This window comes from Arsukibacterium sp., assembly GCF_018402695.1.
In the GTDB taxonomy this organism is placed as follows: Bacteria; Pseudomonadota; Gammaproteobacteria; order Enterobacterales; family Alteromonadaceae; genus Alishewanella.
Map to the genome: position 1 here is coordinate 379,686 of NZ_JAGYIM010000009.1, position 24,422 is coordinate 404,107.

Below are 24,422 nucleotides of genomic sequence, written 5' to 3' on the forward strand. Positions count from 1 at the left end.
GGTTGTTGACGTACAAGCCTGCGCCGTCTAGTATTATGTAAGCGCTTTCATTTATAGCATATATCACGCTGTTGGCAAATTTTTTGTCGACCAGCTGCCAGTAACTTTACGTTCGGAAGATAGCCAAATTGATGAAAATCTCCTTAGCTGCCAACTCAGCCTTACTTAACCCCGACTTTACCTTTGGCGTGGCGACAGCCTCATTTCAGATCGAAGGTGCTGCCGACAGCCGGTTGCCCTGTATCTGGGATACGTTTTGTGCCGAACCTGGCCGGATTAAAGACGGCTCGAACGGCCTGATAGCCTGTGATCACATCAATCGCTGGCGTGAAGATATTGAGCTTATTGCTGCTCTGGGCGTTGATGCTTACCGTTTCTCGATTGCCTGGGGCCGGGTAATTAATGTTGATGGCACTGTTAATCAGGCCGGGCTGGATTTTTATCTGCAACTGCTGGACGCCCTTAAGGTAAGAGGCATAAAAGCCTTCGTCACGTTATACCACTGGGATTTACCACAGTACTTACAAGACAGCGGCGGCTGGTTAAACCGGGCGACAGCATATAAATTTGCTGAATATGCTGACCTGATCAGTAAGGCATTTGCTGACAGAGTGTACTCTTATGCCACATTGAACGAGCCCTTCTGCAGTGCCTACTTAAGTTACGAAGCCGGTATTCATGCGCCGGGTATGCAAAATCGCAAGCAGGGCCGTCAGGTGGCCCATCATCTATTATTGGCCCATGGTCTGGCAATGCAGGTGTTGCAACAGAATGCCCCTCAGGCGCTGAACGGTATAGTGCTTAATTTCAGCCCATGCCATCCGGCCAGCAACAGCGATGCCGATATCCGGGCGGCCCGGATGGCCGATCAGTATCACAATCAGTGGTATATTCAGCCGTTGATGGAAGGTTGTTATCCGGCGCTATTGCAGCAGTTACCGCTTAGCGAGCAGCCGGACATTGCCACTGGCGATATGGATATAATTGCCCGGCCGCTGGATTTTCTCGGCGTTAATTACTATACCCGTACAGTATATCGTGACAACGGCAAAGGCTGGTTCAGTGATGTGCCACCAACCGCGCCACCGTTAACAGATATGGGCTGGGAAATTTACCCGGCGGGGCTGACCGAGATTTTGCTGGATATAAACCAGCGCTATCAGTTACCACCGGTTTATATCACGGAAAATGGCGCGGCCATGCCGGATAGCTTGCAGCAGGGCCAGGTGCAGGACAAGGAACGGGTAGCATATTTTCAGCAACACCTGCAAGCCGTGGAAAACGCCATAAATGCCGGCATGCGTATCGACGGCTACTTTGCCTGGAGCCTGATGGATAATTTTGAATGGGCCGAGGGCTATGCCAAACGGTTTGGTATAGTCTATGTAGATTACACCACTCAGCAACGCACGTTAAAAACCAGTGCCATAGCCTTGCGCGACTGCTTTGCCAGCAGACAGGTGAACGACCAGAAAATTGCTAACAAATAACAACAAACAGAATTAAGGCGCCATCATGGGGTTAGCATGCTGACAAAAAAAGAAAAAGTGGCCTACGGCCTTGGCGATACGGCCAGCAATATCGTGTTTCAGACGGTCATGCTGTTTTTAACCTTTTTTTATACCGATATTTTTGGTATTTCGCCGGCGGTAGTAGGCACTATGTTTTTGCTGGTGCGGATCATCGATGCGGTAACCGACCCATTAATGGGCGCGCTGGCCGACAAAACCAAAAGCCGCCATGGTAAGTACCGGCCTTATTTGTTGTGGCTGGCGCTGCCATTTGCCCTGTGCAGCGTGCTGGCCTTTACCACTCCCGATTTATCAGCCAATGGCAAAGTGATTTATGCTTTTGCTACTTATACGCTCCTGATGCTGGCTTACACGGCTATCAACATTCCTTACTCGGCACTGGGGGGGGTATTAACCGCCGACCCGACCGAGCGGGTTTCAGTGCAGTCGTACCGCTTTGTGTTTGGCATGCTGGGCGGCCTGCTGGTTACTGCCTGCACCTTGCCGTTAGTTAATTACTTTGGCAATGGCGACAACGCCAGAGGCTATCAGCTAACTATCGCTGCAATGAGTGCGCTGGGTTTACTACTGTTTTTACTGTGCTTTTATGGTACCCGCGAGCGGGTGCATGCGCCGGCCAATCAGCAGCTAACCCTGGCGAATAGTTTCAGCTCGTTGTGGCAAAATGATCAGTGGCGCATCTTATGTGTGGCGGCGTTTTTCCTGTTAACCGGTATGGTGCTGCGCACTACCCTGGCCATTTACTATGTGAAATACTTTCTGGGGCGGGAAGACTTAATCACCGCTTTTATTACCCTTGGCATGCTGGGAAATATTGCCGGTTGCGCCGCTGCCCAGTGGTTAAGCCGTTATATCGACAAAGTTAAAGCCTATATTGGTTTACAACTTATTTCGGCGTTTATTTGTGTTATCAGCTTCTTTATTGGTGCTGAACAATTGGTACTGGCCTTCGGTTTGTATTTTCTCTGGGGGTTCTTCTTACAAATGGCGACGCCGCTGTTGTGGGCGAAAATGGCCGATGCGGTTGATTACGGCCATTATAAAACCGGGGTGCGGATCACCGGTCTGGTGTATTCCTCTATCGTCTTTTTTATAAAACTGGGGCTGGCCCTGGGTGGCGCCTTGGCCGGCTGGCTGTTGGCCGGTTTTGGTTATCAGGCCGATGTGGTCCAAACGGCTAGCGCCCAGCATGGTATCTTGCTTAGTTTCACTCTGTTACCGGCCATCGGCTCAGTATTGGTGGCGCTGGTTATGAGCCGCTACCGGCTTAACAGCGAGCGGGTGCTGGATATTCACCGGCAACTGGCACAGCAATCTGGTGATATCGCGCCAGAGCATGCTAGAGTAAATGCCTAAAATAATAAGTACAGGCCCAACATGGCAACCATATACCAGGTATCTGAATTAGCGGGCGTATCACTGGCCACAGTTTCCCGGGTGATGAACAATAATGTCCGGGTAAGTGAAGCCACCCGCAACAAAGTGTTGCAGGCAATGGAGCAGCTGGGATACCGGCCAAACTCTATTGCCCAGTCGCTGGCGTCCAGCCGCTCCAACAGTATTGGTATTCTGGTATCCGAGTTACACGGGCCTTTTTACGGTGAAATGCTGACCGGGATCGAGGCGGAATTCCGGGCGGCGGGCAAACACGTTATTATTGCTGCCGGCCACAGTGAGCGGGCGACTGAAGAAGATGGTATCGAGTTTTTGCTAAGCCGTAATTGTGACGCGCTAATTTTGCATGTTGAAGCAGTCAGCGATCAGTATTTAATCGAGTTAAATAAGAAACAAACCCCTTTCGTGCTGTTAAACCGCCAGATAGCGGCGCTGGCTGACCGCTGTATCAGCCTGGACAACGAGCTTGGTGGCTATTTGGCCACCCGTTACCTGTTAGAGCAGGGCCACCGCCATATCGCCTATATTGCCGGACCCATGTGGAAAACCGATGCCCGAGACCGTTTTCATGGCCATCAGCGGGCGCTGGCCGGGTATCAGTTAACCGCTGAACAGGCGTTATTTTTTGAAGGTGATTTTCGGGAAACTGGTGGCAGCAAAGGTTTGCAGGCACTGCTGGCCAGCGGCCGGCCATTCAGCGCCGTGGTGTGCGCCAACGACGAAATGGCATCGGGTGCCCTGACCGCCGCCCGCGAACTGGGTTACGAAGTGCCGGCTGACTTTTCGGTAATGGGCTTTGATAACGTTAACTTTGCTTATTACACCTATCCGAAACTCTCAACTATTGATTATCCGGTTAGTGCTATGGGCCAGATGGCGGCCCGCTGGGTGTTGAAACAGGTGTATCAACAAAGCAGCATTGAAGTACAGCAAGTTTTTAATCCTCAGCTTATCCCGCGTGATTCAGTGGCAGAAGCTGCCATTACCTGAACCGCCGTGCACTGAATAATGTGATAGCTGGCAATTGGTTATAAAATAATCGAATTTTTCGTTTAATTTATTAGGTTAAATTCATTAGTTTTGATTAAAACAACAGCGTATAGTGCGCGCTTTAACGTGCAACGGGTACGTTTGCAGTAGAGGTAGAGTTATGCAGAGTACGCAGTCGATGACCGTCGCAATGCGCTTGGCTTTGGGTTTCGGCGTTGTGCTGTTACTGATGGTGGGGCTGACCTTATTTGGGGTGCAACGGGTCAGTCAGATAAATCAGACGCTAACCACTATAACCGAAGTAAATTCAGTCAAGCAGCGCTATGCCATTAATTTCCGTGGCAGCGTACATGACAGGGCCATTGCGTTGCGTGATGTTACGCTGGTGCCTAACCTAACAGATCTCCCCCCCGTGCTGGCTGATATAAACCGGCTGCAGGACTTTTACCAGCAATCGCGCCAGCCAATGGACCAGTTGTTTCAGGCCAACCCTGACATCAGCGCGGCCGAGCGGCGTTTACTGGATGCTATTCATCAGGTAGAACAACGGGCACAGCCGTTGGCCACTGACGTGATCCGGTTACGCCAGCAAGGACAACAAGTGGCAGCGCAGCAGTTGCTGTTGCAGCAAATGAGCCCGGCTTTTGTCGACTGGTTGGCCAGCATCAATGCTTTTATTGATTTTCAGGAACAGAAAAACCAGCAGGCTACCGCTTACGCCCGTGATGTGGCGGCAACCTTTGCCCTGTCGATGGTACTGTTAACCTTGCTGGCGATACTGATTGGTGGTGTTACTGCCTGGTATATCAGCCGCTATTTACGCAACGCACTGGGCGGCGAGCCTGCACTGGCGGCGGAAATTGTCAGCCAGATAGCCGGTGGCGATCTGACAACCCGGATCAAAGACAGCCAGCCAGACAGTATGCTGGCCGCAGTCGCCAGTATGCAGCAGCAGCTGCGCCAAACCTTAAAAGAAGTGATCAGCGCAGCTAATACAGTGTCAAAGCAGGCGACAGAGCTTGATCTTGCTTCAAAAGAAGCATTACAGGCCTCTGAGCTGCAGGCGTCATCATCAACCGCATCAGCGGCCAGCATTGAGGAAATGACGGTCAGCCTGAATGAAGTAGCCAATACCGTGCAGCTGACCGAGCAAAACTCGGAGAAGACTGCAGAATTATCAGCGCAGGGCGCCAAACTGGTGCAAGATGCCGCAACCGAAATTGGCGTTGTCGCTGAAACCGTACAGCAATCTGCCAGCCAGATTGGTAGCTTGCAGCAACGCTCGAAAGATATTGCCGGTATTGCCGGGGTTATCCGCAGCATTGCGGAACAAACCAACTTGCTGGCATTAAATGCTGCTATTGAAGCCGCCCGGGCCGGTGAGTCTGGCCGGGGGTTTGCGGTAGTGGCAGATGAAGTGCGCCAGTTAGCAGAACGCACCAGCAAAGCGACCACCGAAATTGCCGGCATGATCCAGTTAGTACAGGATGAAACCCAGCAAGCCGTGCTGGCGATGGAAACATCGGCTCCGAGGGTAGCTCAGGGGCTGGCTCTGGCCAATCAGGCAGCAACCATGCTGGAACAAATTCGCTTGCAGGCCGAAGATTCACTGCACAATGTCCGTGATGTGTCACGCTCTACCAGTGAGCAAACCGCGGCAGTAAGTGAGCTGGCCCGGCATATTGAACAAATTGCTACTATGTCTCGTGAAACCACGCTAACCCTGCAACAAAACCGTGGCGCCGTTACCGCGCTGCAACAGGTTGCGACAGGGCTAAGCGGTCAGGTTGGTCGTTTTAAAACAGACTGATTCACGGTAGCGCAGCACCGCGGGCACTAAGGTATAACGCATACCAGTGCTCGCGGCTTAATTTTACAGCGCTTGCGTCTGCGCAGGCTTTAATCCGCGTAGTATTGGTAGTGCCTATCACCGGTTGAATATGCGCCGGATGGCGCATTAACCAGCCCAGCACTATTGCTTCTCTGGTTACCTGATACTCAGCCGCTAATTGCTGCACCAGCGTCGCGGTCGCCCTGACATGTGCTGGCGCCTTACTGATATCTTTGCCGGTGAACAGGCCCTGGCTTAAGCTACCCCAAGCCTGCAGCTGAACGTTATGCCGGCGGCAATATTCGATAGTTCCCGCGCTAAAATTGACCGCGGGTTGGCCACTGCAACCGGCGGTAGTGCCTTCATCCAGCCAGGCCAGATGACTTAAACTCAGTTCCAGCTGATTAACCAGCAGCGGGTTCACCAGTGCGCTTTGCAATAACGCTAACTGGTGTTGTTGCATATTCGACACGCCAAAGTGTTTTACCTTGCCGCTCTGGATCAGCTGGCCAAACGTCGCTGCTACTTCTTCTGGCTGCATTAATGGATCAGGTCGGTGCAGTAACAAGATATCCAGCTGTTCAATTTGCAGCCGGCGCAGGATATTATCAACGGACCGGGCTAGCCATTGTCCCGAAAAATCATAACGCTGCGGGCCTTCATCGTCTGCAAAACGGATGCCGCACTTTGACTGCAGTGACATCTGCTGACGAAGTTCCGGGCGCTCTGCCAGTACCTTACCAAAAGCCTGCTCGGCCTTACCAAAGGTATAAATATCCGCATGATCAAAGATCCGGATCCCCGCCTCCAGCGCCGCGTCTATCACCTTATGGGTTGCACTAATATCAGCGGCAGACAACGGGTTGCTGTTCCAGCCACCGCCTAAATTCATACAGCCAAACACTAACGGGCTGTGCTGGCGCAGCTGATTAGCCAGCGGATAACAGTTCTGGGTTGTGACGGTAGCGGGCATAGCGGGTCCTAAAACGTTAAAAAATCAGCCGCAATCTGCTTTTAGCCACTTGCCGCTTTGTTGCATGGTCATTTGTTCGGCTTTGCCATTTACTTCAGTAGTAAAACTGGCATTGCCACTATAAGCTTTGCGGCTGCTGAAGGTCATATCTCCTTCGCCACTGGTCGGTGGGTTGGTATCGCAGCTAAAGGTAAAACTGTAGCTGTTATCACCGGTCTGGCTGATTTGCTGCTCGCAGCCATCCTGTTGCGGTAACTGGCCACGGTCAATTTCCTGTTGGGTCAGACACACCTGGATTGAACTGCCTTTCAAATCGAGCGATACGCCTTGACTGGCCATCATTTTTTCCACCATTTGCCGCTGTGCTGCCGGCATACTGGCCAACTGCTGTTCTGCCTGTTGCATGGCACGTTCCAGCTCGCCACTGGCGGTTTTAATACTGAAGTTATGTTGCCATAAACCGGGTTCGACATCCAGTTTCAGCGTTTCGGCGCTGGTCGACAGGCTTAAACCCAGCGCGGCAGCGCACAGGGTAGCGACAAAGGTGGGCTTTGCTGACATTTTAAAATCTTGCATGATGATCCTCCATGACGGTTAAACAAGACAACTAAAACAAACAGCAAGCATAGAAGCTAACCGGAAAAACTGCAAAGTGAAAGCCTCACGGCAGCGGCAGCTGATATATGTCCCCTTGGGGCAGCTGGCGTTTGACAAAATATATTGCCCGGTTGCTGACACTGTAGTGATGCACTAGTTCTGGGCTTTGGGCCAGCAGCAACTCCGGTTCGGTTTCAGCGGCCAGTGATTTACGAAAAATGCCGGCGCCCGGCTGGTAATACACAATACTTTCGCCCTGCAATTGCCAGTTCAGCCAGTTAATTTTGTCAAAATCGGCCAGTAGTAATTGCTCTTCACCGTTTGCCAGATCCAGCTGCCATAAGCCATCCTGATGAAATTTGCTGTAATAGAGCGTATCACCAACCTGATACCCGCTATAGCCGCTCTGAGTTGTCAATTGCTGATGGGTTTCACCTTGTAGCTGATAGCGCCACAGTTGCCAGTCGCCGGTTTTGTTGCTGCTGTAGATCAGGCTGTTATTGTCCGGGCCGCGGTTAACAACATAGGCCTGATGTTCAGCAGAAAATAACTGGCTCAACTGACCATCGGCTAATTCCAGTTGATACACGGCTCCTTGTTGACTGAAATAAATACTCCGCTGATCATTAGACCAACTGAGCCTGACAAAACCGGCCGGCGCCGGCAGCGCTGCCAGCATATGCTCGGCACCGTTGTGCGGTTTGCGCCAGATCTGATGCACGCCCTGGCGGGTAGTTAAAAACAGCATCTCCGTATCCTGCTGATTAACCCGGGGTAAAATGTCCAGCCGCGAGCTGTAAATAAGGGGTACAGCATTGCCGCCAGTATCTGTATCAGCATCCTGCAGCGGTTGCCTCCAGATATCGGCCTGTTGTTGCTGGCTGGCAAAGTACAGGTGTTGTGCGGTACTGGTTATCGAGTTCACAGGCTGCTGCGAGTAAAAGTAATGCTGCAGACTGTAATCAGCTGCCAGTGTATAAAGCTGGTTACTGGCGGCCAGAATCAGTGGTTGGCCGGCTGGCCAGCTTAAATCGACCACAGCAATATCCAGGTCTGTAGTGTGTTGCAGCTGTGGTGGCTGGCCGTTAGCCAGCTGAAATAAGCTGAGCCGGCTGCGCTGTGCTGTCAGATAACTGGCGATGGCCAGTTGCTGGCCATCTGCGGCCACCGCCAGGGCAATGGCCCCGTTAAAACTGGCGGGGTCAGCCAGAGTAAGTTGTTGCTGGTTAGTGGTGGCAAGCTGATAACGATAAACCAGATAGGGCTGGGTTTTGCTCTGGCGCAGCCGGTAGAAAAAGTGTTCGCTGTCCGGGCTCCAGCTGGCCTCAAATGCACTGTCGGTCGGACAGTCAAATAAAGCACGTTCAGGCGAGGCCGGACGTACTGGCAATAACATTATCTGGCATTGGTTGCCGTCCAGCCTGCGATAAACCAGCTTTCTACCATCTGGACTGATGCTGCCATTTAACGCCTGCACCGGCGTCGCGATAAGGGGCCTATCCTGTTGCTTACTGCGTAACCATAGCTGCACTCTGCCCTGGGCATCGCGACGATGATACAGCAGCTGACCATCGGCACTGCTACTAATATCAAACTCTGCACCATCAAAGCTGGTAAGCGGTTCGGGGATTAACACTTGCTGCGGTACCGTATCGACGGCTGGCACTGACTGCCGCCAGACCCAGCCAGCCACTGCAATTACAAATACAAAAGCTACCAGTAGCCACATTGCTTGGCGGTGGCGGCTTGCTGTTGGCGGCTTTTCAGCCAGCCTTGTGGCAGATTGTGCCGGCCTGGCCACATTAAGCGGTGGGATAAGCGGCGCAGTACCAGCCTGACCAGCGGTTTCAGTTACGGCACTGTGCAAACGGGCTTCAGGTAGCAGGCAATAACCCAGCTTAGGAATAGTGGCGATATAGTCGGTTGCCGGGTCCAGGCTGGCACAGGCTTTTCGTAATAAACTAACTGCCCGGTTAATGGCGCTTTCGCTGACCACCCGGCCCTGCCATACCTGATTAATCAGTTGTTCGCGGCTTACCGGTTCAGCGGCATGTTCTGCCAGCAACAATAACAGTTGGGCCTGTTTCGGCTCCAGGGTGCACTGTTGGCCGGCTCGCTGCAGGGTGCGGCGTTGCGGGTCAAATATCAGCTGGCCCAGTTGCCATTGCTGTTTATTCATATAAAAGCGTAACCCCTTGTTTAACGGCCAAAAACGAATAGTAAGCTTTTCATCATAAATCCATCACCTGGTCATTATCGCTATGTTTGCGGTTTAACCTTAGTTTGGCTGGCGACTTTATGTTAACAGGAAAGCAATATGAAATTACAACTAAGATTTTTACTGCTGCTGTCAGCGACACTTCTCGTTGTGTTACTGACGGGGTGCGGCGGTGGCGACAGTGAGCCGGATAACAGTAACCTGATGAAACTGGGCGATCGTAGTTATTTACTGGTGCTACCCGCCAATTACCGTCCGGAGCAGGAATATAAGCTGTTGCTGGCCTTTCATGGCTCGGGTGGCAGCAGTGCAGATATGCAACGGACGGCGGACTTCAATAGCTACAGTAATGACTACATTGTGGCTTATCCACAAGCGGGCACTATTGAATGGAATGAAGGTTGTAATTGTAATATTGCCAACCGGCTGGGCATTGACGATTTAGCTTTTGTTGACGAGGTTATTGCTGATATCAGTGCCAGCCATCGTTTGCAGCAAGGGGAGATATATGCAGCCGGGTTCTCTCAGGGCGGCTTATTTACCCAGAATCTGGCCTGTAATCGCAGCGACCGCTTTAAAGCTGTTGCGGTGGTAGCCGCACCGATGTCAGGTCAGTTGTGGCAGAGCTGTGCACCAGAGCAACCGGTGTCGATAATGATGGCCATGGGTAAAAACGATACGGTGTTACCCTACAATGGTTATACAGACTCCAATTTTGGTCTGGTCTCAGCCAAACAGGCGATAGCCCGTTTTGCGACTCTGAACAACAGCTTGCCGCTGGCCCAGCAGCAGACACTGGCAGCTGATCAGGTTGAGCTGCTCAGTTACAGCAACGGCAGGCAAAAAGCCGAATTGTTCAGTATTAAGCAAGGCCAGCATCAGTGGCAGTTCAGCCAGTTTGATACCTCAGCCGAAATTCTGCAGTTTTTTCAACAGTTAGACAGCCCGCGTTTGCCTGAAGCGTCCAGTCTGGTGCAGGTTGGCGACAAGCGTATGCACGTGCGGTTGATGGGCGAGCAACATGCCGGCCCGGCGGTGGTGCTACTGGCCGGCCCCAATGAAAATTACCACAGCGACAGCGCCTGGTTTGCCGTGTTGCAACCGCTGCTGGCACAAAAGTACCGGGTATACAGTATAGATCGGCTGGGTAATGGCTTCAGTGATAGCGACGATGAGCTGTCATACCGACGTTTTGCGGAGGATTTGGCAACGGCGTTACAGCAGCTGGACGAACAGCAGGTGGTGATAGTGGCGATGGCCAGTGCCAGTATCAGTGCCAGATTATTCTATCAGCAACAACAGCAAGCTTTTGATATTAAAGCGATGTTGCTGGTAGACCCGGACGTGCCCACCCCTAATGCACTTAGTGTTTATCAGGGCTATCCGGCAGACTGGTATCTGGCAAATTTAGAGGCACTGCTGCCGCATCTGGCGACCGGCGCCTGGACTGAACGCACGTCGCAAAAGTTGCAGGCTGAGCGCAGCCATGCCGAGCAGCTGGTAGGCGATACGCCGTTAATGGACTGGCACTATTTTGACCTGATCAGCCAACAGCGCTTGCTGATACCCCATCAACAAAGCCGGGCCCGGGAAATAGCGGCCTACAGCGCTGATTTAGACGCCTATGCCGCATTACCGATGCTCAGTGCGATACCGGTTTCGGTTATTGATACTGATTTTGAGCAGGCGCAAATTGATGCGAACCCGGAAAGCGCAGAGCTGCTTAGTTTATGGCAACAGGAAAGTACCAACTGGAATCAGCAGCAGGCTGAGCAGGCTAATGGCCAGTATATTGCACTGAGCGACAGTGATCATCTGGTGGCGCTTGAACAGCCTGAAAAAATTAAAGCCGCGCTGGACTGGCTGTTTGCCCAGCTGCAATTGCCATGAGCTGCCGACGTAACAAGTGGCTAGTTAGCGCATTGCACCAGCGTTTGATATTCGTCAAAAGCGAAGTGATCGGTCATACCGCTGATAAAATCCTGCAACAGCCGGCAGCGGTAATAGAGCTCCAACGTTGAGTGCAGTTCAAGCCCGCTGTGGTCGTTGCCGATAGCCGCAACTGCCAGCTGATAAGCCGCAACATGTTTATTGGGCAGGCGGTGCGCCAGCCGCTGTTCGCGGCCAAAGGCATAGCCCCGGTCGGCCAGCACGGCAGTAAAATCGGCAGCGGATAACAGCAGCAGCGGTTGGTAGCAGTCAAGCAGGCCGCCAATAATCCGCTGGCCCTGCAATTCCAGGGTTTCAACTTCCGGTTGGTTAAACACAAACTGGCGGGCTACCTGTTTAAAGGTGCTGGTAATCGCATGGTACTGGCTGTTATCTTCCAGTAAGGCGCGGTTTAAGCTGCCATGATACACCCCATAGATATTAGCGATAAACTGCTCTGCGGCGTGGCGCACCAGGGGGTGGATCATCCCAACCCTTAGTTTGATAAAAAACTCGGAGTTTTTATTAATGGGTTCGGCCTCGGCTTTATCCAGCGCCGCTTTAACCAGTGCTGAAAAGCTTTCACTGCCGCCGCTGTGAGTGGCAATCAGCCGGCCCTGCGGCTCCAGTTTACTAAACGCCAGATTGAGTTGCTGCGCCAGCTCGGCCAGGCTAAACAGGCCCTTTTCAACCGCATCTTCCAAATCGGCCAGACAATAGGAAATATCATCGGCGGCCTCCATAATATAGGTTAGCGGGTGGCGATTGCCCGCTTCGGTCTGCACTTCTTGCCACAGCAACTTTACAAACTCCTGCTCGGCAAAATAGTAGCCGGGCTTTTTCTGTAAGTAGCTTTGGCTATGGTTTTTGTCAGGTTTACCCTCAGTCCCTAAACGGGTGTATTTTAAAATGCAGGCCACTTGTGCATAGGTCAGGTTCATCCGTTGCAGGCTGTGTACCAGCCGGATGGCCTGCGCGTTACCCTCAAACTGGGCCAGCTCAACGCTAAGGGTTTGCCACAATGGCTGATCCTGCAACTGATGCCGGGCAGTAAGCTCAGGCAGGGCCTGATTAAACCAGCTATTAATCGCGCTTTCACCGCTATGGCCAAACGGCGGGTTGCCGACATCGTGCAGCAGGCAGGCCATTTCTACCAGCGACTCTATTGGCCGCGCTAAGCCGGTTAAGCCGCAGGCGTCCTGTTGTTCTGCTGATAGCAGCCGGAAGATGGTCTGGACAATAAAGCGGCCGGTTTGTTGTACCTCCAGCGAATGGGTCAGTCGGCTGCGCACTGCTGCATTGCGCTCCAGCGGAAACACCTGGGTTTTTTGCTGCAGCCGGCGTACAGCGGCCGAGTTAATTATCCGGCCGCGGTCACTTTCCAGCGCATTATGCAGGTCGCCACTGCGGCTTTGTAGTGGCCTATCGGCTTTGATTTTATTGCGAAAATCCATATCAATGTCCGCCATTGCAGCAAATGGCCTAAGTGTGGCGTAAAAAGCGCCTGGCTGTAAAGCTTTTAGGATAACAGGCAGTTTGGTCGCAACCGGTTAACCCACGCCAACACGCCGTGAACCCATCCATGGGGGCTCGTTTCCGCCCGTCCAGGGCTTCAACGGTCGGCTTAGGGTTAATCGGTTACTTCTAATCGAATCTGTCGTCGATCAAAGCCAGCCTTTTTGCCGGGCAATCCTAGCGGCGTCAATCCGGTTGGCGGCGTGCAGTTTGCTAATGGCTTCTGATAAATAATTACGGGCGGTGCCCTCGGCGATATACAGCGCGGCGGCAATCTCACTGGTACTTTTACCGTCAGCCGCCAGGCGCAGTGCCTGGCGTTCTTTGTCGCTGAGTGGGTCCTGCTCGCCCAGCGAGTTTAATAACAATTCACTGCCAACCACCTTTTTACCAGCCATGACTTGTTGGATGGCCTGCACCAGCTGCTCTACCGGGGCATCTTTCAGTAAAAAGCCACCGACACCGGCGTCCATCGCCCGCTTAACATAGCCGGCCCGGCCAAAGGTGGTAATGATCACCACCTTGGTGTCCAGCTGCTGTTGCTGAATATACTGTGCCAGCTCAATCCCGCTTAGACCGGGCATTTCAATATCGCTTAGCAGTAAATCGAAAGGCTGCTGTTTCAGTAGTTTCAGCGCGGCGCTGCCATCAGCCGCCTCCGTCACCTGAAAGTCCGCTTCCAGCTGCAGCAGGCTGGCCAGCGCGGTGCGGATCATTGCCTGATCTTCTGCCAGTAAAATATTCATTGCGTAGCGTCCTGTAACAGTGAGGGCTCCTGCAACGGTAATTGAATGGTTGCCGTTACGCCATGGTGCTGTTGCAACGCCAGAGTGGCACCTATCGCGGCCAGCCGTTCCCGCAGGCCGGTTATGCCGTTGCCTTCGCTAATCTCTGTCGCCGGGCCATTGTCACTGAGGCAAATGTGTAAATTGTTGTCCTGCTGCAAAAACTGCAGCTGGCAGCTGTCGCCTTTGCTATGACGCATTATGTTGGTTACCAGCTCGGTAAGAGCAAGAATGACAGCAGTTTCCCGACGATTACTGAGTACCGGTACTTCACCTTTTAACGCGGCCTGAAAGCCAGCATCCCGCAGCCGGCCAAGTAATTTAGCCACTTCAGCGGTAAGTCCCTGGTGCTTGTAACCCGAAACACTTTGCCGTACCTGGCTCAGGGCATCGCGCGCAATCTGGCTAAGCTCGGCTAACTGCTGTTGGGCAGGCTCTGTTTGCTGATGGGCCAGTAGTTTGGCGGCCAGATCGGCTTTTAAAATTACACTGGATAAGGTATGGCCCAGAATATCATGTAAATCACGGCCAATCCGCTCGCGCTCCACCATGGTGGCCAGTTGCTTTATTTCATCTTCGCTCTGTTGTTCTGCCAGACGATGGCGAAGTTTAGCCTGCTCGGCCCGGCCCAGAAAACTAACTGCCAGCACAATAGGAATTCCCATAATTAAAAACAGGTTCCAGTGAATGGTCAGCGTTATTTCAAGCAGCACCATCAGGCCGGTCAGTAGCGCCATCAGCAGCAGATAGCGGCGCAGTGAATAGGCGAAGCCGATAAAAAAACCGGCATAAGCAAACATGGAGACAGAGCCCGGGTTAACCGGAGTGATCAGGGCGGCCACCAGCACGATGCCGGCGACAGGCCAGTGCATGGTGTGGCGGTTACACCGATAGGCCCAGAAATAACAGGCCAGAAACAGCAGCAAAGCCGCTACCATACTGACGTATTGCCATACTGCAAAGTGCACAGTAAACAGCGGAATAAAATAGAATATAAGGTTTATCAGGTAAACCCAGCTCATTTTCCGTTCCAGCTGTGGATTCATTGCGCCAATGCCTGTGCGGTTAAGGTGTTCACTGGTTGCAGCTTACGCCAGCGCCGTTCCAGCGTCACGATGCTGATGGCATAAATTGCGACAATAATTAATGGCATAGTAACAAAACTATGCTCTGGTGCCACTATCCACGCCACAGTGCAGCATGCAGTGCGGGCCAGGGTATGAAACAGGCCAATCCAGTGCTGAATAATCCAGCCCAGCGGCAACCACATTAGTCCGGTAAGAATGCCAATACTAAACGGCAACGAGCGATAATCTGCCAGAAAATAAGGGATGGCGATGGCATAAACCAAGGCCGCCATTGCTACCCCGTACAGAAATAAACTATCAAACGGGTTGTTCTGTGACTTTTTAAAACTCATTTTCTCACCGGTCAGCCGTGCTATTGCCATTGCCAGATAGACAATACTGCCGGTGCCGATAAACAGCGCCATAATTGCTTGTTGCGGCGGCAGCAACGCGCCGGTAACCGCCATAGCAGTCCATACCAGCATGCCGGTTAACGGCATGGCCAGAAAGCGCCGCTGGGCAAATTGTGTTCTGTATTGCTCTAAAGTAAGGGTAGTCATTTCTCTGTCCTCTGCTCTGTTGTTGCCGGTAAGTATTGGTCAGCAACGAAAAATTCGGCAGTGTGCTTTGTCAGTGATTTTAATGACAAATGTCACCCGCAACTGATGACAACTGTGAGCCTGATAGCGGTCTGGTTCGGGTTAGGCTAGTGGCAGCTGAATAACAGCCGCTACTTAACAGGAATCGCCCTATGAAACGCACAACTTTGAACCACACCATTACCGTGAAAATCAAAACCCTTTGTACAGTTGCCTTGTTGGCCGCAACAGTAATGACTCCCGCCAGCGCGCTGCTGGCTAAACCCGCAGCCGTTGTCGCTGATGCTGCCAGCCAGCAGCAACCTGCTTGCGCCTGCTTTAACGTCGAGGTCATCGGCGAGGGGCCGGCTGTCATACTCATTCCGGGGGTGGCCTCGTCAGGTGACGTCTGGCAAAGCACCGTTGAGGCATTACAGGCTGACTATCAATTGCATATTCTCACCCTGGCCGGATTCGGTGGGGTAGAACCGATACCAATGCAAAACTGGGGTGAGGGCTATCTGGCATTGCAGCAACAGGCCATTTTAAGCTACATAAACAAGCAGCAACTGGATAAGCCTGTCGTCATTGGCCATTCTTTAGGGGGATATCTGGCACTGGCGCTGGCAGCAGGCGCTCCGGAGCAGATCGGTGGGGCGATTAATGTTGATGGCTTACCGGCGCTCGGTGCGTTGTTTTCACAAAACAGCGCGCCGCCGGAAAATGTGACCACAGACAGTGACAGTAAGCCGGCGCAACGTCGTGGTTTCGACCCTATGGCCATGGCTCGCAGCATGGCATCTGACCCCGGCTGGCAGCAGCGTATTGCCAGTGACATGACCCGCTCGGATGGCCCAACTTCCGGCAGGGTGATGGGCGAGCTGATGCGCGCAGATTTGCGGCCGCAATTGGCTGCTATCCGGGTGCCGGTGCTGACCCTTGGCGCGCTGCAACATGGCGCGCCTTACAGTACACCTGAGCAGGTACAAGCTAACTATGAGCAGCAACTGGCCAAGGCACCGGCTGCATTTCATCGTTTCGCATTTGCCCGCAATTCCAAACATTTTATTATGGCTGACGCGCCTGATTGGCTGAACCAGCAAATTCGCCAGTATCTGACTGAGCATCATCAAGGCTGAGGAAACGGTATGAAACCACAGTTATTCACCAGTGCCGGGCTAATTGCTGATTTAAATACCGACTTAACGGCCCGCAGCGGCGGCTATGCGGCCAGCAGCGACAGCATGATGCAGGGCAAGTTCCAGTTTGAGCTGGATAATATCGAACTACTTTAACTTATACTCAAAGCCGGCCTCTGCCTCAGTGTCATGGAAGGGGGTAACCCGGCTTTTTTTGTTCAGGCTGGCATTTACCAGTGAGTTTGGAAATACTTCAATGCCGTTATTAAAGTCTTCCACATTCTGGTTAAAAATCCGGATGGCGGCGCCGATGTTTTCCTGCTGCTCAGCTATTTCCCGCATCAGGTTATTAAATACCTCAGAGGCTTTTAACTCCGGGTAGGCTTCTAGCGCGATGTTCAAACCCTGCATTAGCTCCTTGGTACGGCTTTCTACCTGCTCAAGCTGGCCGGCGTCAATCTTATCGCTTTGCAGCTGGGCAATGCCGCTGCGCAGCGAAGTGATTTGAGTTTGCAAATTGGTTTCATGCAACTGAAACTGCGCCACTACCTGCTCCAGATGCGGGATCATTTTATTTTTCTGCCGCTCCTGAGTAATCACATTGGCCCAGCCGCGCTCTACCGCGTTCATCCGGGTAATAATGCCGTTGTAAATCACTACCACAAATACTGCCAGTAGAATAATGACGCCGATAATAATGCCTGTTGTCATCTGCTGCTCCTGCCGCGCTAAATAATTAAACGCATTAACATTAAAAGTTTGAGTCAGAGTGTCGCATTAACTGATGCATGCCAGCCAGTGTTTGTTGCAATTTTGGCAGCGCCGTCGCCTGCTCAATGCTTTGCCGGAACCGGCTGAGCTGCTCCAGGCCGCAGGGTGGCCGGGCATCCAAAAGGTCAGCATTGGCGAAACTAATGCAGAGCACGCCATCGGCACTGAACTCCAGGTTAAGCTGACTCAACTGGCCGGCTAAATCTTCCAGCGCTACCACTACCGCCGGTTTTAAAAAGCGCGCCGCCTGCATTTGCTCGCGGGCACGCACGTTAAATATTTTATTAAAGCGGCCGGAGTCACTCTGATATTTCTCGCCACTAAAGCCCTTTGGCGCAAAGCTGCAGATAAACAGGCTTTGCACATAGCTAAAGGGCAGCATTAAGCCATAGCGGTCATAATGAGTATATTCGGTGCGGGTGCCTTTGCCGTTGGCACGGCTTACTGTGCGCCGGTCAACGTAGTGAAAATGCCAGTAGTGATAGTCAAACTGGTGCTCATCACCAGCATAATGGCCGGCGAGAATCTGTTTAAATTCACGTTTGTGGTTGCCGCGGTCAAATTCGGCAAACTGCTGTTGCCAGCTGCGGCTATCGGGCCACTGGCCCGGGCGTAGCAGCTGCAGTTGGTTATCCAGCAGCGCATTGTGCCAGTATAGCTGCCGGCTCAGTTTTTTCAGGCTGGCATAACGCCAGCCAATCACCAGCAGCGGCAGCAGGCTCAGGCCCAGCAGGGTCCAGCCAATGGCCGGCAGCCAGGTCAGTTCAACCAGATAATGATAAAGCCAGATGCAGCTAAGTGCGCCGGCAACTAGGCCTGCACTGCAAAGCCACAGCGGCAGATGCTGATAACGTATTGGTTGCGGTAACCCACCCAGTTTATCCAGCAACTGCAGCAGCTCGGTTTTGCTGTTTACCTGTCCGCTGCGTCGTTTTACCAGTGCCAGTGTGGCCGCTAGCGTTTTATTATGTTGATAGGCTGACATGTCTCCTCCCTGAGATAAGCAACATAAGCAAAACCAGCGACAGATGCAAAGAAAACCGCCATTGCCGCTGTGGCGGCAACGGCCATACTCAGCCGGTTAACCGGTATTTTTCCAGCCGGTATAGCAGAGTTTTATAGGGTAACTGCAGCAGTTTTGCTGCCTGGGCTTTATTGCCGCCGGCGCGATTAAGGGCCTGCTGCAGGCAGTCGCGTTCATGTTGCTGCCAGTTCAGGCCGTCTGGCGGTAACTCAAAGCCGCCTGGGGTGCTTTGTGTGGTTAAATCAGCCAGTAATTCGTTTTCGTCACCCAGGAGCACAAAGCGTTCAATCCGGTTGGCCAGTTCCCGTACATTGCCCGGCCAGGGGTAATCCATTAGTTGTTTCAGCGTCGCTTTGGTTAACGCCGGTGCTGAAAGTTGATAACGCTGCTGGCTGATTTGCAGAAAATGCTGAATTAACTGCGGAATATCCTCGCTGCGCTGGCGCAGCGCCGGCATATGCAGCGGCACCACATTCAGCCGGTAGAAGAGATCTTCGCGAAAGCGACCATCCTGCACCGCCTGGGCTAAATCCTGATGACTGGCGGCGATTAGCCGCACATCCAGGGTGATCTCCTGGTGGCTGCCCAGCCGGGTTACTTTGCCCTCCTGCAGCAAGCGCAATAGTTTCGCCTGCAGGCTTAACGGCAGTTCGGCTACTTCATCCAGAAACAGCGTGCCGCCGGCGGCCGCTTCAAACTTACCGGCTTTGGCCTGATGCGCGCCGGTATAAGCGCCTTTTTCCGCGCCAAACAGCTCTGCTTCAGCCAGTTGCTCGGGGATGGCACCACAGTTGATGGCAATAAAGGGCCCTTTGCAGCGTGACGATAGCTGATGCAGCGCCCGGGCTGCGAGCTCTTTACCGGTGCCGCTTTCGCCACTGATCAGTACCGTGGCATCGCTGTTCGACACTCGGTTAATCCGCTGAAATAGCTGCTGCATACAGGGCGCTTTACCAATTAAATCGACCAGCTGGCGTTGCTCGCTAAGCTGCTGGCTCAGTTGCCGGTTCTGGCTGCGCAGCCGCTTGGCGGTTAACCCCTTGCTAACGGCCAGCAGCAGTTCCTGGCGCTTAAAAGGTTTGGTTAAATAGTCATCGGCGCCGGCCTGGATAGCCTCGACCGCATGGCTGACCGAACCGTACGCCGTTGCTACGACAAAACCCAATTCCGGCAGGTTGCTGCGCACATAATTTAAAATCGTTAAGCCGGTGTAATTACCCAGCTTCCAGTCGCTGAATACCAGCTCAATTTGTGGCTGCTGTTTTAGCAGCACCAGGGCGTCTTCCACGGTGGCGGCGCTGAACACCTGATATTGCTCGGCGTGTAGCAGCTGACATAACAACTGGCGTTGTTGGTTGTCATCCTCTACCAGTAGAATCCCAGCCTTCATGATTGTGCTCCTGCTGCGGTAAAGGTATCGGTTTTACTAAAAATAATGGTGACGCAGCAGCCACCCTCGGAGCGGTTTTTCAAGCTAATGGTACCCTGATAATAAAGCTTCAGCAGCCGGCTGGCGATATATAGACCCATGCCCGCGCCATCAGCTTTGGTAGAGCAGTGCGGACTAAATAAACGACTGGCAATATCCGGACTGAGCCCCGGGCCATCGTCACAAATTGTTATCTGTAGCTGCTGGGCCAGCGATTGGACGTCAATGCTGATCTGGCCTTTACCACCGGACGCTTCAGCGGCATTCGCTAACACGGTATGAAAAATACTGCGTAGCTCTGCTTCGGCTCCCGCCAGCTGAGTAGTGCCAGCGCCACTGACTGTAAAATGTAATTGCTCGGTGCTGAATTCCAGCAGCAAATCATTAATTACATTTTGAAGTGACACCGGCTGGCTGCGATCAATATCGGCACAGCTCAGGGTCAACATCGCCGTCAGGTTGCGGTTGATATGCTGCATTTTCTGCTCGGCCTGTTCACTTAACCGTTGCCGCAACGCCGGATCATCACTGCTGGCTACCTGCTCCAGCAATAAACTTAAGGTATGAATGGGGTTACGCAGCGCATGCACCATGCCGCGGCTTATTTCACCCAACTCAGCTAAATGCTGTTGCTGCTGATGTTGCTCTGCCTGAGCAGCCAACGCAGCCAACTGACTGCTCATCTGATTAAATTGCTCGCTGACATAGCGGTATTCTGCTAACCCCGTTGTGGCCACCTGCTGACCAAGCTGACCCTGTTGCAACTGTTTAAAACCGGCCACCAGCCGCTGCAGTGGCTGGATCAAACGATGTCCCAGCCATAGCGCAATCAGCATGGCCAGGGCGGTGCTCGCGGCAATCAGCAGCATGGTATAACGGGTAAATTCAGCAATAAGTGGCCCGGCTTGATTAAAGCGGCCGCTGCGATGTAATTGTTCAGCGCGGTCTTGCAGTTTTTCGGCGGCAATTTGCTGCAGTAAATGTGCTACCGCCTGCTGCTCCTGCTGCCAGTCAATATCCGCCAGTGATTCGATGTTAAGTTGCCGGCCGTCTTTTTCAATCTCAATAATCTGCACCTTGGGTTCGCGCGGCGCAGCCTGCTCGCGAGGTGCCTCACCTTTGGCGGGCACTGGCGGCGCAGGTGGTGGGGGCGGTCGTCGGATTATGGTTTTCAGCTGATCCGCGGTTTGCGCCAGAACTACCCGGGTTATTTCTGAACTACTGCTGCTAATTTGCTGCTCTATCTGGCCCTGAAAAAACCGAACCAGCCAAATCTGACTAGCCGCCATAACCAGTAACAGGCAAATTATGCCTAAACTCAATGCCCAGCGAATTGACATACTGCCGCTCTCAATAGTGCTAATAGTGCTTAGCTTACAACCCCTGTGCCAGTTTGCCAAAGCCCCGGATATCGCCTGCTGCCGGCAGGTAGGCAGCAAAGGCCGGTCGGCGGGAGGTCAATATATCCCGATATCGGGATATATAGCAGCAGATATCGGGACTATCAACGTAACCACATTTTCAACATTATTGATTTTAAACAATAAAAATTGTGGCATTAAACTTTCATTGTAAGGCCTGCAGCAACAGCTACATACCGACAAATGGAAGGAGCAACAACATGAAGATGAGTATACTGAATGCCGCGCTAATTACTTTACTGACAGGCTGTGCTTTACCGCAGGCCCTGGCTGAACAGCCGGAAACCGTGAAAGAGCAGGAAACCCGGATTGTGGTGATGCATGATGGTGAGAAAAAAGAATGGCGGTTTACAGGGGATAACTGGCGGGACAGTGCTGAGTGGCAGCAGTTCAGTGCTGAACTGGAGCCAGAGCAGCGGCATAAGCTGGAAAAACTGTTAACTGAGGGGCCGCCGAAACCACCTGCGCCACCACACCCACCAAAAATCGACTGGCAGGAGCTTGAGAACATAAAACATATCGTAATTCAGCGGGGAGACGGCGAGTTAAGCGAACAGCGGTTAATCGAAATCCATGCTGAAGCCAGAGGCCATCAGTATGAAGCAATAAAGCGCTTACTGCAGACCGCTGAATTAAACAAAGAGCAGTTACAGCAACTGCAGGCAATGCTGGACGCCAAGTATTAACTACACTTTTCGGCTTTGATCTCGTACTTTTTGTCAGAGCCAACGCCGCTGTGCCGGTCCGCTAACCCGGGCCGGCTTTTTCCGTTACCAGGGTAACTCGCTGCCGTTACTGTGATAAAACTTGCCACTATTGGCCGGGCTCAGTTCGCTGATCAAGCCGGTTAAGCGACGGGCGGCCTCATCGGGGCTGATATCGCCGCCAAAGCCAACCATTTCAGTTTGCACATAGCCTGGGTGGTAAATGCCAACACTTATCTGGCGTGGCGCCAGGTCGTGCGCCAGCGATACACTGCTGGCATTTAACGCGGCTTTGGCCATCCGGTAGCCGTAATAACTGCCGGAATCATTGTCGGCTATCGAGCCCATCCGGCTGCTGATCATGGCAATTTTGCCACCATCTTTAAGCGCAGCCAGCAGCTGCTGGCTTAGCAACACTGGCGCAATGCTGTTTACCTGAAACTGCTTTAAAATCGTCGTTTCATTAAAGTTATCCAGGGTCTCGTTGCAAAAGATACCGGCGTTGTTAATCAGCACATCGATGCTATTTTCGGCAAATTTTGCAGCAACGTCTTTAATTTTCTGCGGCTCGCCCAGCTCAACACCGCTGTACAGGGTGACGTCTAAATCGGCCAGTTCGGCCGAGGGCTGGCGGCAAATTACCGATACTTTATCGCCCTTTGCCAGATACTGCTTCACCAGTGCCAGGCCAATGCCTTTATTGCCGCCGGTTATCACGATATGTTGCATAATGCTGCTCCTGTTATCTGGCAATTAACGTTAATGATAAACAGAATATCCGGCCGCCGGCGCAATAATTCAAGGTCACAGTCCAGATCAGAGCTGGCGGTTAACGTGGCAGCGACTTATTGTGCGGCAAGTAATTCCGCTGGCAACGGCCAGCTGGTGGTTAGTACTTCGCCCTGCCAGGTTTGCAGGGTCAGCCAGACTTTATCGGTGGCCGCGAGTTGCGGTGGCGCTATGGCGTGCACATGCTGGCCATGGCGGCTGCCATGCAAAATACCCTCTTCGCCTTGCTGCAGTTCTGCCAGTGGCAGCGGCGTAGGGCCGATATTCAGATATCCCTGCCGGATAGCAGCAATATCACCCTGACTAAAGCTCAGATAAAAGTCTTTAACGTATTCATCATGGTGCGCATACGGCGGTTTTAAATCCAGTGGCATTGGCGCTATTTCAAATGCGCCCAGCTGCTGTGCCGGCCAGGCAGGCGGAAATTCCGGGGTCAGCGAGTCATATAAAAACCACAGCGGTAACAGCAGCACCAGGCCATTTAATTTAAATTTATGCCGTTGCCAGAATGTATTATTGCGCGCCATTCGGCACCTCCTGCGTGTAGCTTGCTTGGCGACTGGCCCGCACTGCGTTGACGGTGCGACTGCCCCAGATCATAAAGCCGCTGATCGACATGCCCGATAATAACAAGCCAAACAAAAACCAGATGGCTTTGGTCCAGATGCCACCCAGGGTGCCATAGTGCAGCGGGTCGGCGATATGCATCACCGTTTGCAGTGCGCTCATGCTGGCCGGCGATTTTTCCTGGGCAATCTCGCCGGTCCAGGGGTTAATGCTCAGATTGTACGAGTACTGATCATAAAAAATATGATCGCCGCCGCCCATCAGGGTATACATACCGCGGTTATGTTCGGGTAGCATTAAAAAGCTGGGTTGAAAATCGGGGAAACGCTCAGTGGCAATTTGCATCGCTGCGGCAAAATCAACCGGCGGCGCGCTCTGCGTGGCCGGCAGCTCTGATACCGCGACCAGCGGCGCATGTGGCTCAATATCAATATCGGCATGCCACATCACCGCTTGCACCAGATACCATAGCCCGGTGGCACTCATCACCATTAAAAACCAGATAGACCATACCCCGGCCAAGCGGTGTAAGTCAGTTAATACGGTTTTTTTCCCCTGATGTAAGCGGATTTTCGGTTGAGTAAAACTACGCCAGAAGTTTTTATAAATAACTAAACCGGTGATTAACGCACCCAGCATGACAATAGCCATCGCCGACACCAGGTAATAACCCACGCTGTAGCCGCTTTGCCATGGAAACAGCAACCAGCCATGCAGGCTGCGCATAAAGTTGATAAAGGTCATGCCTTCATTAATCTGCTGAATGTCGCCGCTGTACTGATTAACGTAGGCAATCGCAAACGGCTTGTCGTGGTCGGTAAAAATAACGGCATTCACCAGATAGGGCTCAAACAGCATCACACTGCCAACATCGGCGGTCGGGTAAGCTTGTTGCACCTTGGCGACCAGTTCGGCTACCGGTTTGGCCGGTAATTTATCAGGGTTAGTGGCGCGCGCCGCCGGGTTGGTTAACCAGGTCAGTTCATGGCTGAATACCGCTATGGTGCCGCTCAGGCAGACAAAGCAAAAAATCAGCCAGATTGGCAGTGAACACCAGCCATGTAATTGAAACCAGAAACGATTGCTGAGTTTTGCCATGAAAGCTTTGCCTGTGAGGTTAACGCTGAAGTTTATATCAGGCCGCCATAATAATAGTAATAGGAATGAT

Annotated in this window: 22 protein-coding genes; 8 read left to right on the top strand and 14 right to left on the bottom strand. The window is 52.6% G+C overall.

Translation table 11 applies throughout. The annotated features are described in order from the left end of the window. Window positions 1-131: 131 nt before the first annotated feature. From KG631_RS03850 to KG631_RS03865, 4 genes are all read left to right on the top strand, one after another. Window positions 132-1,490 (top strand): GH1 family beta-glucosidase, encoded by a 1,359-nt coding sequence (locus KG631_RS03850; protein ID WP_213995501.1) that lies wholly within the window; start codon window positions 132-134, stop codon window positions 1,488-1,490. Between the two features lie 36 nt (window positions 1,491-1,526). After that, window positions 1,527-2,888: an MFS transporter gene (locus KG631_RS03855; RefSeq protein WP_213995508.1), complete on the top strand. Its 1,362-nt coding sequence runs from the start codon at window positions 1,527-1,529 to the stop codon at window positions 2,886-2,888. 21 nt (window positions 2,889-2,909) lie between these two features. Then, window positions 2,910-3,917: a LacI family DNA-binding transcriptional regulator gene (locus KG631_RS03860; RefSeq protein ID WP_213995514.1), complete on the top strand. Its 1,008-nt coding sequence runs from the start codon at window positions 2,910-2,912 to the stop codon at window positions 3,915-3,917. Between the two features lie 160 nt (window positions 3,918-4,077). Next, window positions 4,078-5,727: a methyl-accepting chemotaxis protein gene (locus KG631_RS03865; protein WP_213995520.1), complete on the top strand. Its 1,650-nt coding sequence runs from the start codon at window positions 4,078-4,080 to the stop codon at window positions 5,725-5,727. Between the two features lies 1 nt (window position 5,728). Here KG631_RS03865 and KG631_RS03870 read toward each other — a convergent pair whose 3' ends face one another. From KG631_RS03870 to KG631_RS03880, 3 genes are all read right to left on the bottom strand, one after another. Then, a complete protein-coding gene (locus KG631_RS03870) occupies window positions 5,729-6,721 on the bottom strand; it encodes an aldo/keto reductase (protein ID WP_213995527.1) in 993 nt (330 codons plus the stop codon). 24 nt (window positions 6,722-6,745) lie between these two features. Then, the gene (locus KG631_RS03875; protein WP_213995533.1) at window positions 6,746-7,297 is read right to left on the bottom strand and encodes a DUF3617 domain-containing protein; all 552 of its coding nucleotides are present in this window, start codon (window positions 7,295-7,297) and stop codon (window positions 6,746-6,748) included. Between the two features lie 85 nt (window positions 7,298-7,382). Continuing rightward, on the bottom strand, window positions 7,383-9,497 hold the full coding sequence (locus KG631_RS03880) for a winged helix-turn-helix domain-containing protein (protein WP_213995540.1): 2,115 nt from the start codon (window positions 9,495-9,497) through the stop codon (window positions 7,383-7,385). Window positions 9,498-9,635: 138 nt separating this feature from the next. On the opposite strand from KG631_RS03880, the gene KG631_RS03885 reads away from it, so the two are divergent. Continuing rightward, window positions 9,636-11,426: an alpha/beta hydrolase gene (locus KG631_RS03885; RefSeq protein ID WP_213995547.1), complete on the top strand. Its 1,791-nt coding sequence runs from the start codon at window positions 9,636-9,638 to the stop codon at window positions 11,424-11,426. Window positions 11,427-11,446: 20 nt separating this feature from the next. Here the strand turns inward: KG631_RS03885 and dgt are convergent, their stop codons facing one another. The 4 genes from dgt to KG631_RS03905 form a co-directional block, all read right to left on the bottom strand. Continuing rightward, a complete protein-coding gene (gene dgt, locus KG631_RS03890; protein ID WP_213995553.1) occupies window positions 11,447-12,919 on the bottom strand; it encodes a dGTPase in 1,473 nt (490 codons plus the stop codon). A 210-nt stretch (window positions 12,920-13,129) separates the two neighbouring features. Further along, complete coding sequence (locus KG631_RS03895; protein WP_213995557.1) at window positions 13,130-13,726, bottom strand: response regulator transcription factor; 597 nt, start codon at window positions 13,724-13,726, stop codon at window positions 13,130-13,132. Beyond that, on the bottom strand, window positions 13,723-14,811 hold the full coding sequence (locus tag KG631_RS03900; RefSeq protein ID WP_213995558.1) for a sensor histidine kinase: 1,089 nt from the start codon (window positions 14,809-14,811) through the stop codon (window positions 13,723-13,725). Before KG631_RS03900 ends, KG631_RS03895 begins: the two co-directional genes overlap by 4 nt. Further along, complete coding sequence (locus KG631_RS03905; protein ID WP_213995559.1) at window positions 14,808-15,392, bottom strand: hypothetical protein; 585 nt, start codon at window positions 15,390-15,392, stop codon at window positions 14,808-14,810. The genes KG631_RS03900 and KG631_RS03905 overlap by 4 nt, the downstream gene beginning before the upstream one ends. Window positions 15,393-15,583: 191 nt before the next feature. Between KG631_RS03905 and KG631_RS03910 the strand changes: the two genes are divergently transcribed. Next, entirely contained in the window at window positions 15,584-16,549 is a 966-nt protein-coding gene (locus tag KG631_RS03910; RefSeq protein ID WP_301003576.1) for an alpha/beta hydrolase, read from the top strand. A gap of 9 nt (window positions 16,550-16,558) precedes the next feature. Beyond that, entirely contained in the window at window positions 16,559-16,705 is a 147-nt protein-coding gene (locus tag KG631_RS03915) for a hypothetical protein (protein WP_213995560.1), read from the top strand. Here KG631_RS03915 and KG631_RS03920 read toward each other — a convergent pair. The 4 genes from KG631_RS03920 to KG631_RS03935 all read right to left on the bottom strand — a co-directional run bounded on the left by KG631_RS03920 (window position 16,697) and on the right by KG631_RS03935 (window position 21,113). Beyond that, window positions 16,697-17,260: a LemA family protein gene (locus KG631_RS03920; RefSeq protein ID WP_213995562.1), complete on the bottom strand. Its 564-nt coding sequence runs from the start codon at window positions 17,258-17,260 to the stop codon at window positions 16,697-16,699. The genes KG631_RS03915 and KG631_RS03920 overlap by 9 nt on opposite strands. A gap of 40 nt (window positions 17,261-17,300) precedes the next feature. Further along, window positions 17,301-18,305: a hypothetical protein gene (locus tag KG631_RS03925; protein WP_213995565.1), complete on the bottom strand. Its 1,005-nt coding sequence runs from the start codon at window positions 18,303-18,305 to the stop codon at window positions 17,301-17,303. A gap of 88 nt (window positions 18,306-18,393) precedes the next feature. Further along, window positions 18,394-19,734: a sigma-54 dependent transcriptional regulator gene (locus tag KG631_RS03930; protein ID WP_213995566.1), complete on the bottom strand. Its 1,341-nt coding sequence runs from the start codon at window positions 19,732-19,734 to the stop codon at window positions 18,394-18,396. After that, a complete protein-coding gene (locus tag KG631_RS03935; RefSeq protein WP_213995567.1) occupies window positions 19,731-21,113 on the bottom strand; it encodes a HAMP domain-containing sensor histidine kinase in 1,383 nt (460 codons plus the stop codon). The genes KG631_RS03930 and KG631_RS03935 overlap by 4 nt, the downstream gene beginning before the upstream one ends. A gap of 281 nt (window positions 21,114-21,394) precedes the next feature. Here KG631_RS03935 and KG631_RS03940 point away from each other — a divergent pair, with 281 nt between their 5' ends. Next, the gene (locus KG631_RS03940) at window positions 21,395-21,880 is read left to right on the top strand and encodes a hypothetical protein (RefSeq protein ID WP_213995568.1); all 486 of its coding nucleotides are present in this window, start codon (window positions 21,395-21,397) and stop codon (window positions 21,878-21,880) included. A gap of 84 nt (window positions 21,881-21,964) precedes the next feature. On the opposite strand, the gene KG631_RS03945 is transcribed toward KG631_RS03940, so the two are convergent. From KG631_RS03945 to KG631_RS03955, 3 genes are all read right to left on the bottom strand, one after another. Next, window positions 21,965-22,627, bottom strand: coding sequence for an SDR family oxidoreductase (locus KG631_RS03945; protein ID WP_213995569.1), 663 nt, complete (start codon window positions 22,625-22,627; stop codon window positions 21,965-21,967). 116 nt (window positions 22,628-22,743) lie between these two features. After that, a complete protein-coding gene (locus KG631_RS03950; RefSeq protein ID WP_213995570.1) occupies window positions 22,744-23,214 on the bottom strand; it encodes a hypothetical protein in 471 nt (156 codons plus the stop codon). Beyond that, window positions 23,201-24,352 carry a PepSY-associated TM helix domain-containing protein gene (locus KG631_RS03955; RefSeq protein WP_213995571.1) on the bottom strand — a complete coding sequence of 384 codons (1,152 nt, stop codon included), beginning with the start codon at window positions 24,350-24,352 and terminating at the stop codon, window positions 23,201-23,203. The genes KG631_RS03950 and KG631_RS03955 overlap by 14 nt, the downstream gene beginning before the upstream one ends. Between the last annotated feature and the right edge of the window lie 70 nt (window positions 24,353-24,422).

What these genes read in the sequence shown, in the direction of transcription:
- KG631_RS03950 (WP_213995570.1), bottom strand. Translation starts at nt 23,214, where the DNA reads ATGGCGCGCAATAATACATTCTGGCAACGGCATAAATTTAAATTAAAT.
- KG631_RS03955 (WP_213995571.1), bottom strand. Translation starts at nt 24,352, where the DNA reads ATGGCAAAACTCAGCAATCGTTTCTGGTTTCAATTACATGGCTGGTGT.
- KG631_RS03885 (WP_213995547.1), top strand. Translation starts at nt 9,636, where the DNA reads ATGAAATTACAACTAAGATTTTTACTGCTGCTGTCAGCGACACTTCTC.
- KG631_RS03940 (WP_213995568.1), top strand. Translation starts at nt 21,395, where the DNA reads ATGAAGATGAGTATACTGAATGCCGCGCTAATTACTTTACTGACAGGC.
- KG631_RS03875 (WP_213995533.1), bottom strand. Translation starts at nt 7,297, where the DNA reads ATGCAAGATTTTAAAATGTCAGCAAAGCCCACCTTTGTCGCTACCCTG.
- KG631_RS03915 (WP_213995560.1), top strand. Translation starts at nt 16,559, where the DNA reads ATGAAACCACAGTTATTCACCAGTGCCGGGCTAATTGCTGATTTAAAT.
- KG631_RS03865 (WP_213995520.1), top strand. Translation starts at nt 4,078, where the DNA reads ATGCAGAGTACGCAGTCGATGACCGTCGCAATGCGCTTGGCTTTGGGT.
- KG631_RS03935 (WP_213995567.1), bottom strand. Translation starts at nt 21,113, where the DNA reads ATGTCAATTCGCTGGGCATTGAGTTTAGGCATAATTTGCCTGTTACTG.
- KG631_RS03895 (WP_213995557.1), bottom strand. Translation starts at nt 13,726, where the DNA reads ATGAATATTTTACTGGCAGAAGATCAGGCAATGATCCGCACCGCGCTG.
- KG631_RS03945 (WP_213995569.1), bottom strand. Translation starts at nt 22,627, where the DNA reads ATGCAACATATCGTGATAACCGGCGGCAATAAAGGCATTGGCCTGGCA.
- KG631_RS03920 (WP_213995562.1), bottom strand. Translation starts at nt 17,260, where the DNA reads ATGACAACAGGCATTATTATCGGCGTCATTATTCTACTGGCAGTATTT.
- KG631_RS03925 (WP_213995565.1), bottom strand. Translation starts at nt 18,305, where the DNA reads ATGTCAGCCTATCAACATAATAAAACGCTAGCGGCCACACTGGCACTG.
- KG631_RS03900 (WP_213995558.1), bottom strand. Translation starts at nt 14,811, where the DNA reads ATGAATCCACAGCTGGAACGGAAAATGAGCTGGGTTTACCTGATAAAC.
- KG631_RS03930 (WP_213995566.1), bottom strand. Translation starts at nt 19,734, where the DNA reads ATGAAGGCTGGGATTCTACTGGTAGAGGATGACAACCAACAACGCCAG.
- KG631_RS03850 (WP_213995501.1), top strand. Translation starts at nt 132, where the DNA reads ATGAAAATCTCCTTAGCTGCCAACTCAGCCTTACTTAACCCCGACTTT.
- KG631_RS03880 (WP_213995540.1), bottom strand. Translation starts at nt 9,497, where the DNA reads ATGAATAAACAGCAATGGCAACTGGGCCAGCTGATATTTGACCCGCAA.
- KG631_RS03870 (WP_213995527.1), bottom strand. Translation starts at nt 6,721, where the DNA reads ATGCCCGCTACCGTCACAACCCAGAACTGTTATCCGCTGGCTAATCAG.
- KG631_RS03855 (WP_213995508.1), top strand. Translation starts at nt 1,527, where the DNA reads ATGCTGACAAAAAAAGAAAAAGTGGCCTACGGCCTTGGCGATACGGCC.
- KG631_RS03905 (WP_213995559.1), bottom strand. Translation starts at nt 15,392, where the DNA reads ATGACTACCCTTACTTTAGAGCAATACAGAACACAATTTGCCCAGCGG.
- dgt (WP_213995553.1), bottom strand. Translation starts at nt 12,919, where the DNA reads ATGGATTTTCGCAATAAAATCAAAGCCGATAGGCCACTACAAAGCCGC.
- KG631_RS03860 (WP_213995514.1), top strand. Translation starts at nt 2,910, where the DNA reads ATGGCAACCATATACCAGGTATCTGAATTAGCGGGCGTATCACTGGCC.
- KG631_RS03910 (WP_301003576.1), top strand. Translation starts at nt 15,584, where the DNA reads ATGAAACGCACAACTTTGAACCACACCATTACCGTGAAAATCAAAACC.